At 67.8% G+C, this 12,757-nt stretch carries 10 protein-coding genes and 1 riboswitch; all 10 genes read left to right on the top strand.

The annotated features are described in order from the left end of the window. Window positions 1-146 precede the first annotated feature (146 nt). Window positions 147-394, top strand: a riboswitch (cobalamin riboswitch). A 103-nt stretch (window positions 395-497) separates the two neighbouring features. The 10 genes from QZX93_RS08935 (at window position 498) to cbiB (ending at window position 12,369) form a co-directional block, all read left to right on the top strand. Continuing rightward, window positions 498-1,790, top strand: a complete 1,293-nt coding sequence (locus tag QZX93_RS08935) for a cobyrinate a,c-diamide synthase (RefSeq protein WP_295392447.1) — start codon at window positions 498-500, stop codon at window positions 1,788-1,790. Then, window positions 1,787-2,440: a 5,6-dimethylbenzimidazole synthase gene (gene bluB, locus QZX93_RS08930; protein WP_295392448.1), complete on the top strand. Its 654-nt coding sequence runs from the start codon at window positions 1,787-1,789 to the stop codon at window positions 2,438-2,440. The genes QZX93_RS08935 and bluB overlap by 4 nt, the downstream gene beginning before the upstream one ends. Continuing rightward, on the top strand, window positions 2,437-3,447 hold the full coding sequence (gene cobD, locus QZX93_RS08925) for a threonine-phosphate decarboxylase CobD (protein WP_295392449.1): 1,011 nt from the start codon (window positions 2,437-2,439) through the stop codon (window positions 3,445-3,447). Before bluB ends, cobD begins: the two co-directional genes overlap by 4 nt. Window positions 3,448-3,876: 429 nt before the next feature. Next, window positions 3,877-5,019: a formylglycine-generating enzyme family protein gene (locus QZX93_RS08920; protein ID WP_295392451.1), complete on the top strand. Its 1,143-nt coding sequence runs from the start codon at window positions 3,877-3,879 to the stop codon at window positions 5,017-5,019. Window positions 5,020-5,154: 135 nt separating this feature from the next. Continuing rightward, on the top strand, window positions 5,155-6,123 hold the full coding sequence (locus tag QZX93_RS08915; protein WP_295392453.1) for a hypothetical protein: 969 nt from the start codon (window positions 5,155-5,157) through the stop codon (window positions 6,121-6,123). Continuing rightward, the gene (locus QZX93_RS08910; protein WP_295394522.1) at window positions 6,114-6,266 is read left to right on the top strand and encodes a hypothetical protein; all 153 of its coding nucleotides are present in this window, start codon (window positions 6,114-6,116) and stop codon (window positions 6,264-6,266) included. Before QZX93_RS08915 ends, QZX93_RS08910 begins: the two co-directional genes overlap by 10 nt. Then, a complete protein-coding gene (locus QZX93_RS08905) occupies window positions 6,263-7,726 on the top strand; it encodes a cobyric acid synthase (protein ID WP_295392457.1) in 1,464 nt (487 codons plus the stop codon). Before QZX93_RS08910 ends, QZX93_RS08905 begins: the two co-directional genes overlap by 4 nt. Window positions 7,727-7,880: 154 nt before the next feature. Then, on the top strand, window positions 7,881-8,966 hold the full coding sequence (locus tag QZX93_RS08900) for a spermidine/putrescine ABC transporter substrate-binding protein (protein ID WP_295392458.1): 1,086 nt from the start codon (window positions 7,881-7,883) through the stop codon (window positions 8,964-8,966). A gap of 5 nt (window positions 8,967-8,971) precedes the next feature. After that, a complete protein-coding gene (locus QZX93_RS08895; RefSeq protein WP_295392459.1) occupies window positions 8,972-11,395 on the top strand; it encodes an EAL domain-containing protein in 2,424 nt (807 codons plus the stop codon). Continuing rightward, the gene (cbiB, locus tag QZX93_RS08890; RefSeq protein ID WP_295392460.1) at window positions 11,392-12,369 is read left to right on the top strand and encodes an adenosylcobinamide-phosphate synthase CbiB; all 978 of its coding nucleotides are present in this window, start codon (window positions 11,392-11,394) and stop codon (window positions 12,367-12,369) included. The genes QZX93_RS08895 and cbiB overlap by 4 nt, the downstream gene beginning before the upstream one ends. Window positions 12,370-12,757: the final 388 nt, after the last annotated feature.

The raw sequence follows: 12,757 nt of genomic DNA, 5'->3' as shown, positions 1-12,757 counted from the left end.
TCCCTACGTCTGGCCCGCCGACCCGGCGGCCCCTCCCCTGCATCTCGCCCCCTGCCCCCGCCAACAGGGGACATCTCTACTTTGCGGAATAGGGGACATTTCTACTTTGGGTTGACACGACTCGACGCCATCGCCGGGCCGGCGTAGACTTTCGGCTCGCTTCAGGTGTCCCGCGGGCGTGCGCCCCTGGGATTAAACGGGAAGCCGGTACAAACCGCTTGCGCGGTGAGTCATCCCGGCGCTGCCCCCGCAACGGTAGACGAGTTGCGGCGGATCATGCCCTTGAGCCATCAAGGGTATCAAGCCACTGCGCCCAGGCGCGGGAAGGCGATCCGCCAGGTGCATGCGGCACCACTCGTGAGCCCGGAGACCGGCCTGTCGGCGTTCGATCCGGCATCGCGGTGGGCGATGACAGGGTGCTGCGCGCGGGTGAAGCCCCGCGCGCGCCTGCCCTTTTGCCCCCCGCCCGCCGCCGTCATCCAAACCGGTGGGAACCCATGACCGTTCAGTGCCCTGCACTCTTCATCGCCGCCCCGGCCTCCGGTCAGGGCAAGACCACCGTCACCGCGGGCCTCGCCCGGCTGCACCGCCGGCTCGGCCGCCGGGTGCGCATCTTCAAGACCGGTCCCGATTTCCTCGACCCCATGACCCTGGCGCGCGCCAGCGGCGGCCCGGTCTACAACCTGGACCTGTGGATGGGCGGTGAGGACCACTGCCGGGCACTGCTGCATCAGGCCGCGCAGGAGGTCGACCTGATCCTGGTCGAGGGGGTGATGGGGCTCTATGACGGCGAGCCCTCGGGCGCGGATCTCGCCGAGCGCTTCGCCCTGCCGCTCCTGTGTGTGATCGACGCCGCCGCCATGGCCCAGACCTTCGCCGCGCTCGCCTGGGGGCTGACCCGCTTCCACCCGGGGCTGCGCACCGCCGGGGTCCTGGCCAACCGGGTCGGCAGCGCGCGGCATGCCGCCATGCTGACCGAGTGCCTGCCCGCGGAAATCCCCTTTCTGGGTGCTTTGAGCCGGGATGCCGGCCTGGAACTGCCCCACCGTCATCTGGGACTCTGGCAGGCGGCGGAGATTGCCGACCTGGATGCCCGCCTGGAGCGGATCGCCGATGCACTGGCCGAGACGGCGCTTGGGGGCCTCCCGGCACCCGTCGACTTCGACCCGGCCGCGGCCCAGCCGGTGATCGCGCCGCTGCTGGCCGGGGTACGGATCGGCGTTGCCCAGGACCTCGCCTTCTCCTTTCTCTATGCGGCCAATCTGGACACGCTGAAGGCCGCGGGTGCCGAACTGCGCTTCTTTTCGCCCCTTGACGATCGCGAGCTACCCCCCTGCGACGCACTCTATCTGCCGGGCGGCTACCCGGAGCTGCACCTGGACCAACTCGCCGCCAACACCGCGATGAAAGAGGCCATCCGCGCCCACCAGGCCGCCGGGCGCCCGATCCTGGCCGAGTGCGGGGGGCTGCTCTATCTGCTCGACTCACTGGCCGCGGCGGACGGCGACCCAGCCCCCATGGTCGGACTGCTGCCCGGCCGGGCGCGGATGCAGAAGCGGCTCGCCAACCTGGGGTTGCAGCGGGTGACACTGCCGGAGGGCGAGCTGCGGGGCCACTGCTTCCACCACTCCAGCGCGGAGATCGACCTGGAACCCATCGCCCGTGGCGCACCGCTGCACGAGCGGGGTACGCCGGAAGCGGTCTATCGCTTAGGGCGGCTCACTGCCTCCTATCTGCACCTGTACTTTCCATCCAACCCCAACGCCGCCATCCGGTTGTTTATCCAATGAATCAGTTCAATGAAACCGAAGTCGCCGCGGTCTACCGCGCCATCTACGAGCGACGCGACATGCGCCACTTCCGCCCCGACCCGGTGGACGAGACGGTCCTGGCGCGCCTGCTCGCCGCCGCCCACCACGCCCCGAGCGTGGGCTATATGCAGCCCTGGCGCTTCATCCGCATCAAGGACCAGGCACTGCGCCAGGCCATCCACGACCTGACCCGCGAGGAGCAGGAGCAGACGGCACAGGCCTGCGGCGAGCGCGGCGAGTTGGTCCGGCGCCTGAAGCTGGAGGGCGTCATGGACTGCGGTGAGTTGCTGGTCGCCGCCCTGGTCGACGGGCGCGAGGCCTATGTGGTGGGCCGGCGCACCATGCCGGAGATGGACCTGTGCTCGGTCGCCTGCGCCATCCAGAACCTGTGGCTCGCGGCGCGCGCCGAGGGGCTGGGGCTGGGCTGGGTGTCGATCTACGATCCGCAGCTGCTCGATCAGTTGCTCGGTCTGCCCGCCGGCGCCCGCTCCGTGGCCGTGCTCTGCCTGGGACACGTCGACGCCTTCCCCAAGGAGCCGCTGTTGGAGACCCTGGGCTGGGACCAGCGCCGCCCCATGGCGGACCTGATCTTTGAGAACACCTGGGGTCAGACGGTGCCGGCGCCATGAGCATCGACCCGGCACCGGATGCCCTGCTGCCCCACGGCGGGCGGCTGCGCCAGGCCGCCGACCGCTATCACATCCCGCTCGCGGACTGGCTGGATCTCTCGACCGGCATCAATCCCGTCGGCTGGGCACTGAGTGATCCGACACTGCCCCCGACCATCGCCGACCTCTGGTCACGCCTGCCCGAAGACGACGACGGCCTGGAGCAAGCAGCGGCGCGCTATTACGGCACCCCTGCCCTACTCCCGGTCGCCGGTTCCCAGGCCGCGATCCAGGCCCTGCCCCGCCTGCGCCCACCCGGCCGGGTCGGCATCATCGCCCCCGGCTACGGCGAGCACGCCCATGCCTGGACCCGGGCCGGGCACCAGGTCCGCCCGCTGTCGGGCGCCGCCATCGAGACCGCACTGCCGGACTTGGACGTGCTGGTGCTGATCCACCCCAACAACCCGACCGGTGCGCGCTTCCCGCGGGCCGACCTGTTGCGCTGGCATGGCGCATTGGCCGGGCGCGGCGGCTGGCTGGTGGTGGACGAGGCCTTCATGGACGCGACGCCAAAGCAGAGCCTGGCCGACCTTGGCCCCCGGCCCGGACTGATCCTGCTGCGCTCCATCGGCAAGTTCTTCGGCCTGGCTGGCGCGCGCGTCGGCTTCGTCCTGGCGGATGCGACGATCACCCGCCCCCTGGCCGCCCTACTCGGCCCCTGGACCATCGCCGCGCCCTCGCGCTGGGTCGCCGCCCAGGCCCTGGCCGACACCGCTTGGCAGGACGCGACCCGGGAACGGCTCGCCGCCGATGGTGAGCGCCTCGCCGAACTGCTGCGCCGCCACGGCCTGCCGCCGCAGGGTGGCTGCGCACTCTTCCAATGGGTCCCCACGGGACGGGCGCCCCAGATTCACGAGGCACTGGCCAGCGCCGGCATTCTCACGCGCCTGTTCGACTCGCCGCCGGCCCTGCGCTTCGGACTGCCCGGGAGTGAAGGGGAATGGGCAAGGCTCGAGGCCGCACTGTAAGTGACTTCCACCCTCGTAACACCAAGTTTCCACCCTCGTAACACCGCTCCAGCGGTGTTACGCCTGTGTTTGGCGCTCCGCGCCTTCTGCGCCGACACCCGGAATTGCGATCAACCCAAATCCGGCAGTTACTCGCGCGAAGCCGCGAAGAGCGCGAAGAAGAACAACAAGATATAGATCCCGCGTCGTTCACCTGACAGGCATTCAGGATAATGACGATAACGCATTGAAATAACTTCGCGTTCTTCGCGGCTTCGCGTGAGAACTGCTCTTTCTAGCATCAAGACCGCCGTGGGCACCACCCCCTTGGTGTGGCACAGCGCCGGTTGATTCGATCATCGCAAAAATCGACACTATGCCCAGACCATCATTGCCCTGAAACGACTGCCGACGACCATTTCAATCCGAACGATTGCAGAGCCACCGATCATGGAACCCACAGTCCGCGACACGCTGCGTCAACTCATCGTCCAACACGGGCGCGCCCTGTGCGACGAGGCGCCCCGCTGCGAAACCATGCTGCGTGACCTGTGCGGTCAGCACAAACCAGAAATCGCTCTCCTGATCAGCGCCCTGCAACAGCGGGTCCCGGCCGCGCTGCTCGCCAACGCGGCCGGTCTGTCGCCGCTGCTCCTGGTCGACCAACTGCGCGAGCGACTGGCGAAGGAACTGTTCCTGACTGCCGAGGCGGCGCACTGGGCGGTGGAGACCTGGGCGCTGGCGCTTGGGGTCATTGCGGAGCCAGCGCCGGCGCCTGCCGCCACACCCGAGCCCCCACCGTCCTTCCGCGACCGGCTCAAGGACGGCAGCGAGGGACCGGAGATGGTCCGGCTCCCCGCCGGACGCTTCCTGATGGGGGCATCGGAAAGAGACACGACAGCATTCGCCGACGAACGGCCCCAGCACGAGGTCCGCATCGCGCACCCCTTCGCCATCGGCCGCTTTCCGGTCACTTTCGAGGACTACGACCGCTTCGTCATTGCCACCCGGCCTCCACCAGCGGCCAAGCGCGGCTTGATGGGGCGCCTCTTTGGCGGCGAGGAACACGAGCCACGTGAGCTGCCGGGCGACGAAGGCTGGGGCCGCGGTCGGCGCCCCGTCATCAACGTTTCCTGGCATGACGCCGTGGCCTATTGTGTCTGGCTCTCCGAACAGACCGGCCGGACCTATCGACTGCCGAGCGAGGCTGACTGGGAATATGCCAGCCGGGCGGGGACCGCGACCCGCTGGTCATTCGGCGATGACGAGAACGCCCTGGGCGACCATGCCTGGTATAAGGACAACTCTGGCGGCAAAACCCACCCGATCGGCGAGAAGCGCCCCAACCCTTGGGGGCTTCACGACATCCACGGCAACATCTGGGAGTGGATGCAGGACTGTTGGCACGACAACTATGCGGGCGCCCCGGTGGATGATTCTGAATGGCATGACAATTGCTTATCCGCTGACCGGGTGGTGCGCGGCGGTTCCTGGATCAACAATGCGAGGAACACGCGCGTGTCGCACCGCAGCTCGAACGAACCTGACTCCCGCCAGAAGCTCCTCGGCCTGCGTCTGGCCCAGGACCTTTGACCTTTATCTGGCTCCCACGCTCCAGCGTGGGAGCAAGTCCGGACGCTCCAGCGTCCCGTCAGCCGACGCGCCGCTGGAGCGGCCTAACGGCATTCCCACGCTGGAGCGTGGGAACGAGAAGAATGAGGACTGCCTATGACCGACGACCCCGGCGCACCGGACTACGATTCACCCTGGAAAGAGGCCATCGACGCCTTTTTCCAGCCCTTCATGGCGCTGTTCTTCCCAAGCGTCCACGCCCTGATCGACTGGAGCCGGCCCTATGAATTTCTCGATGCCGAACTGCAACGGATCACCGGTGACTCGACCATCGGCCGCCGCTATGCCGACCGGCTGGTCAAGGTCCATAGTCGTGAGGGGTTGGAGGTCTGGCTGTTGCTGCATATCGAGATTCAGGGGCAGGCCGATGCCCAATTCCCGGAACGCATGTTCCAATACTGGTATCGCATCTATGACCGCTTCGGTGGGGTAGAGACGATCAGCTTGGCGCTGCTGACCAATGATCGGGCCGATGGCGAGACCGGGGAATACCGCCGTGAACGCGACGGCTGCGGGCTGCGCTTCCGCTTTCGCGTCCAGGCCCTGCCGGACTGGGACGAATCCGAACTGGTCCGGCGCGCGGCGGACAACCCTTTTGCCGTCGTCGCGCTGGCCCAATTGGCGGCCCACCGACGTACCAGCGACCCCGAACGCAAGGCCCGCAAGGGCGAGATTATTGCGCTGTTGTATCGTTATCGGTACGACCGCGACGATGCGATAAAGCTGCTGCGCTTCATCGACTGGCTGATCCGCCTGCCGCGCACACTCGAACGGATACTCCGTCAAGAACTGGCTGAACTGGAGGAGCAAACGAAGATGTCTTACGTCACGAATTGGGAGCGCCTTGCCCGCGAGGAAGGCATTGAGAAAGGCCGTCAGGAAGGCGAGGCCAAGGCCCTGCTGCGGCTGATGCAAGCAAAGTTCGGCCCGCCGACGCCGGACCTGGCGACCCGGGTGCAGGCGGCCGAAGCGGATCAGATCGAGGTCTGGCTGACCCGAATACTGTCCGCGAGTAGTCCCGACGAGGTCTTCGAGCCAGGTACGGCTTCAGGCAGGTGCGCGTGATCGTCGAGGACGAGGACGAGCGCCTATCGCCCCAGTGGGCCGTGCTCACAGAGATTCTCGATCGGGCCGAGATCCTGGCGATCCCAAGCCGCAGTCATCAGGAGATCTTGGACGAGGTTCGGGACTTGCGGGAGTCCGCATGAAAACCCCAACCCTCATGGTCCAAGGCACCACCTCCGACGCCGGCAAGAGCCTGCTGGTCACGGCCCTGTGCCGCTGGCTCACGCGCCAAGGGGTGCGGGTGGCGCCCTTCAAGCCGCAGAACATGGCGCTCAACAGCGCGGTGACGGTGGACGGCGGGGAGATCGGCCGCGCCCAAGCGGTGCAGGCGCAGGCGTGCGGGCTACCGCCCCATACCGACATGAACCCGGTCCTGCTCAAGCCCAATACCGATATCGGCGCCCAGGTGATCGTCCAGGGCCAGGCCGTCGGCAACATGAACGCCGTCGGCTATCAGGCCTATAAACGCATCGCCTGGGAGGCGGTGCTGGTCTCCTACCAGCGGCTGGCGGATCAGTACGACGCCATCGTCGTGGAGGGGGCCGGCTCGCCCGCGGAGATCAACCTGCGCGCCCAGGATATCGCCAACATGGGCTTCGCCGAGGGCGTGGACTGCCCGGTGATCCTGATCGCCGATATCGACCGCGGCGGGGTCTTTGCACACCTGGTGGGCACCCTGGCGCTGCTCTCCGAAAGCGAGCGGGCGCGCGTCCAGGGCTTTGTCATCAACCGCTTCCGCGGCGATCTCAGCCTGCTGCAATCGGGTCTGGACTGGCTCACCGAGCACACCGGCAAGCCGGTGCTCGGCGTACTGCCCTATCTCAAGGGGCTGCACCTGGAGGCCGAGGACGCGGTGGCCCGCGATCAGGGCGACAAGAGCGGGGCCGGGCTGCGGGTGGTGGTGCCGGTGCTGCCGCGCTTCAGCAACCATACGGATCTGGACCCGCTGCGCCTGCACCCGGGGGTGGACCTGCGGCAGATCGGCCCGGGCGAGCCGATCCCGGCGGCGGACCTGATCATCCTGCCCGGCTCCAAGTCGGTGGGGGCGGATCTCAACTGGCTGCGCGAGCGTGGTTGGGTGGAGGCGATCGACCGTCATCTGCGCTATGGCGGCAAGCTGATCGGCATCTGCGGTGGGTTCCAGATGCTCGGGCGGACGATGCATGACCCGCTGGGCCTGGAGGGTCCACCCGGCAGCACGCCCGGGCTCGGTCTGCTGGATTTTGAAACGACCCTGGAGTCAGAAAAGCGGTTGACCAATGTCAGCGGCCGGCTGGCCTTGGGGGATGCCCCGGTCACCGGCTACGAGATCCATGCCGGAGTGAGCACCGGACCCGCGCTGGGGCGACCGGCGGTCTACCTGGCGGAGGGTACGGACGGGGCCATCAGCGCCGACGGTCAGGTCCTGGGGACCTATCTGCACGGGCTCTTCGAGTCCCCGGCCGCCTGCGATGCACTGCTCGCCTGGGCCGGGCTCAACCAGCCGCAGACCAGCGACTATGCCGCGCTACGCGAGTCGGCCATCGAGCGTCTGGCCGATATGGTGGAGGCGCATCTGGATACCGGGGCGCTCGGGCGCCTGCTCTTACGCCAACCGACCTGAGCCCTGGCGTCCAAGGATAGCGGTGGCAGCGCGACGAGCGTCAACCCGACTGGGAAGATCGCGCTTGGCCTCGTCGCGGCCGGGGGCGACTCGCCTTGCACCGATCCCCCGAGCGCGGGACACTGACGCACCCACCCACCCCGGCCATCGCACCATGACCAGGACCGCCCTGTCCTTCATCGCGCTGCTGCTCGCCTTGACCGGGGGCCTTGCCCCGGCCCGCGACGACCAGTCGAGCGCGCCCGGGCGCGACGCCGCGGGTCCGGAATTGGTCATCTTCAACTGGGAGGATTATCTCTCCCCGACTGCCATCCGGGATTTTGAGTCCGAGTTCGGCGCCCGCGTCCGCCAGGTCTATTTCGAGACGGACGATGCCCGCGACCAGGCCATGGCCGCGTCCGAGGGGGCCGGCTTCGACCTGCTACTGCTCGACAACACCGCCCTGGCGGCCTATCGCAAGCGCGGCTGGATCAGCCCGTTGGACCCCGCCGCCATCCCCAACCGACGCTATCTCGACCCGCGCTGGGCCACCGCCTTCCCCGACAGTCAGGACGTGGCAGTGCCCTATCTGTGGGGGACCATGGGCATCGCCTACCGGCGTGACCTCACGGGCCGCGACCTGGACTCCTGGCTGGACCTGCTGCGCCCGGCGCCAGCACTGCGCGGTCGGATCCTGATGGTCGCCGATCACTTCGACCTCTTCGCGGTCGCGCTCAAGGCACTGTGGTTTTCCATGAACAGCACCGACGGCGCCGAGATCAAGGCCGCCGCCGACCTGCTGCGGGCGCAACGGCCCGCGGTCTTGCGCTATGGCTCGCTGACGACCGACGCACACTCGGAACTGTTGACGGGGCGGGTAGCCGCCGCCGTCACCTACAACGGCGACGCCGCGGCGCTGCGCCGACGCAACGCCCAGGTCGTCTATGTGATTCCGCGCGAGGGCGGCGCCCTGTGGCTGGACTTCCTGGCCATCGCGGCCCACGCCCGGCACCCGGCACTCGCCGCCGCCTTCCTCGATTTCATCAACCGTCCCGCGGTCGCCGCCCGCAACGCGCAGGACCTCGCCTACGCGACTGCCAATCTGGCCGCCGAGCGAATACTGCCGGCGCAGATGCGCCATAACCCGCTGATCTATCCTGACGCCGCCACCCTCGGGCGCTGCGAGTCCTACACCCAACTGCCGGCATCCGCCATGGCCGCCAGGCTGCAGGCCTACGCTGCGTTGATGCACGGGGACTAAGCACCGTGCGGCTCCAACTCAAACTCGCCATGGTACTGGTGCCGCTGGTCGCGGGACCCGTGCTGGCACTAGGCTGGCTGTCCTATCACGGACTGAGCGAGGACCTGGAGGAGATCGTGGAGCGGGACCTGGATGGCACCTTGGAGGCGGTGACGGCGGGACTGCACGAACTGGTGGAGACGGCGCGCACCAATAGCACGCTCTTTGCCGCCGCCGCCCCGGTGGAGCGCTATGCCCGCAATACCGACGAGCAGGAGCGAACCGACCTGTTGCAGGCACCCCTGCTCAAGCTCTTCTACCAGTACCGCGACGCCTATCCCGAGTATCGGGAGATCCGCTTCCTGCGGCCGGACGGCACCCCGGAGGTCCGGGTAGCGGCGCCCGGCCTGCCGGATCGGCAGCCGGCCGGGGCGTCCGACCCCGGTTTTGCCGCGGTGAGCGCCGACCCCCAGCCGGTCAGTCTGAGCCTGGCCCCGCACGACGACGGCACACTGCGGGTCTATCGCCGCATCGCGCTGGCGGACAACTTCCTCACCCGGGCGGACACGAGCCTGCGCACCCGCGGGTATCTGGCCTTGCGCGTCTCGCTCGACCCGATCTATGCGCGGCTGCGCGCCCGGCCATTCGGCATCGCCGGTCAGCTGATCCTGGCCCTGCCCGACGGGGAGGTCCTGTTCGACTCCAGCAACACCTGGACTGGGCAGCGCCTGCCGCCCGAATTGCTGACCCAATCGGTGCGATCCGACCCCGCGAACAAGCGGGACGCCGACCCCCAGACCTGGACCGCGGGTCATTGGTTGTTCAAGGTCCGACTCATTCCCCCCGGGGTCCTGGCCCTGGCCGCCCTGCCGGAGGACACCCTGACCGCCCCCTTGAACCGGGTGGGGCTCACCACGCTGGCCCTGACCGCACTCGCCGTCTTGCTCCTGATCGCCGTGTTGGGCACTTGGCTGTGGCGTCTGGTGCTGCGCCCACTGGCGCTCCTGCGCGACGCCGCCGGGCGCATCGGCGCCGGGGCGCTGCGCACCCCGATCCCGATCGATTCGCGCGACGAGATCGGCGCCCTGGCGGCGGCGGTGCGCGCGATGGACGCGGACCTGGCACAGCGGCGCGAGGAGATCGAGCGACTCGCCTTCCACGACCCACTCACCGGGCTGCCCAATCGGCGGCTGATCAGCGAGCTGCTGACCACCCGCATCGCCGCCGTCGCACACGAGGGCCGCCGCTTGGCCGTGCTCTTCCTGGACCTGGACAACTTTAAGCAGATCAATGACGGACTCGGCCATGGATCGGGTGACGCCCTGTTGCTGAGTCTGGCGGGGCGACTGGAGGGGATCGCCGCGAGCAGCGCGGCCGAGGTCCATGTCGGGCGTTTCGGCGGGGACGAGTTCCTCATCGTCGCCGATCGGTTGAGTGGCCCGGAACAGGCCGCGGACCTCGCGCAACGCATCCTCACGGCGACCGCCGAGCCCTTCGACCTGGGGGATACCCAATACATCGTCACCGCCAGCATCGGCATCGCCCTGCACCCCCAGGACGCCAGCGATGCCGACAACCTGATCCGCTGCGCGGATCTGGCCATGTACGGGGCCAAGGCGCGAGGCCGCAATGCGCTCCATTTCTTCTCCGCCGACCTCGACAGCCGGGTCGCCGCCCGGCTACAGATGGAAAACCAGTTGCGCCTGGCCCTGATGCGTCATGAGATCAGCCTGCACTATCAGCCCATCGTCGACCTGAAAAGCGGGCGCCCGGCCGCCTTCGAGGCCCTGCTGCGCTGGGACAGCGAGACCCTAGGCGCGGTCCCGCCCGAGCGATTCATCCCGCTGGCGGAGGAGACCGGGCTGATTCGGGAGATTGGGTGCTGGGTGCTGGGCGAGGTCTGCCGCCAAATCGTCGCCTGGCGTCGCGCCGGGTTGGTGACGGTGCCGGTGGCGGTCAATGTCTCCGCGACCCAGCTCCAACGCGACTGCCTGGCACGACCCGTGCGCGCCCTGCTGGCCGAGCACCAATTGTCGCCTGATGACCTCCAGATCGAGGTCACCGAGTCGGTCCTGATGGAACAGACCCTGCGTGACACCGGCCGGCTCCAGGCCCTGCACGCACTGGGGCTCGCCATCCATATCGACGACTTCGGCACCGGCTATTCGTCGCTCGCCTATCTGCAACGCCTGGCGGTGGACTGTATCAAGATCGACCAGGGATTCATTGCCCGGCTGTGCGTGCCGGACCGGGATGCGACCCTGGTGACGGCCATGATCGGGCTGGCCCACGCACTGCACCTGCACGTCGTCGCCGAGGGGATCGAGACCCAGGAGCAGTTGGACGCACTGCGTGCGCTGGGCTGTGACCTGGGCCAGGGCTATCTGTTCGCCCGCCCGGCCCCCGCCGCGGTTGCGGCATTGCTGTTGGACCCGGCGGTGCCGGCTTGAACCTGCCGCCGGAGCTCGCCACCCACCTGGGTCTGGTGCTCCTCGCCGGCGCCCTCGATGCACTGTTTGGCGATCCGGTCTATCGGCTCCATCCGGTGCGGCTGCTGGGTGCCTTGAGCCTGGCCGGGGAACGACTGCTCTTTGCCGTTGGGCTGAATGGTCGCGCCGGCGGCCTCATGCACTGGGTCCTGGTGGTCGGCGGCGCGCTCGCGACCTGGTGGGGGATCGGTTATGGACTGGGGCTATTGCACCCCTGGCTGGCCCTGGCCTGGGATTGCTTCATCGCCTATAGCCTGCTGTGTATGCGCGACCTGCTGGTGCATGGGCAGCGCGTCCTGGAGGTCCTAGACGACCTGCCCCGCGCGCGGCGACGGCTCGGGATGTTGGTCGGCCGGGATACCGACCAACTGGGACGCGACGGCATCGTGCGCGCCACCATCGAGAGCCTGTCGGAGAACCTGACCGATGGCGTACTCACCCCACTGTGGGCACTGTGCCTGTTCGGCCTGCCGGGGCTGATCCTGGTCAAGGCGGTATCGACGCTGGATTCGATGGTCGGCTACAAGACGGCGCGTTATGCGCGCTTCGGCTGGGCCGGGGCGCGCTCGGACGACCTGGTCCATTGGCTGCCGGCACGCCTGTCGGTGCCATTGATTGCATTGGCGGCCGCCCTGCTGCGGTTGCACCCATGGCTCGCCTTCCAGGCCGCCCGGCGTTATCACGCCTGCCTGCCGAGCCCCAATTCGGGCTGGAGCGAGGCCGCCTGCGCCGGGGCGTTACGAATACGCTTGGCGGGTCCGGCGCAGTATCGCGGGGAATGGGTGGAGCGCGACTATCTGGGCGATCAGGACTGGCCGGCCGATGTGGAAGGCAGCGACCTGCGGCGCGCCTTGCGCCTGATACTCTTGTGCTGTGTGCTGGCCCTCGGCGTGGGAATCATGCTTGCGCCGCTGCGGGTGCCGATGCCCTGGTGATCGCACCTTTCGGCAAGAAATACCCGAATCCCATCAACAGGTCGACGAACCGATCCAACGCGTCGGCCATGGCGCCCTTACGCAGGTTAAGCAGCACGGCCACCAAGGGCGGAAGCGGCAGCGCGCGCAGGGATGAAATCGGTTGGTTTGCTCCGTGCGTGGGCGGAAAATTCATCCGAAAGCAAATATTCTTCTAGCAGCCCATAGATATTTTCAACTTGCATTTGCCAAAATATCGGGAATAAAATGGCTCTTTGGGATCTCAGTAGGTCGGCATATTTATAAATTACATGATGTTATGACGACATGTAGGGCGTCATAGAGTCGCATAACGAGCCGCATCGACAAGCCCCTGACAGGGCTTGGAGCGATTACTGCTCTGCCGAAC

The sequence above is a fragment of the uncultured Thiodictyon sp. genome (genome assembly GCF_903946935.1).
Lineage (GTDB): Bacteria > Pseudomonadota > Gammaproteobacteria > Chromatiales > Chromatiaceae > Thiodictyon.
The sequence above is the reverse complement of the archived record's forward strand: the minus strand, read 5'-3'. Positions and strand labels throughout refer to the sequence as shown.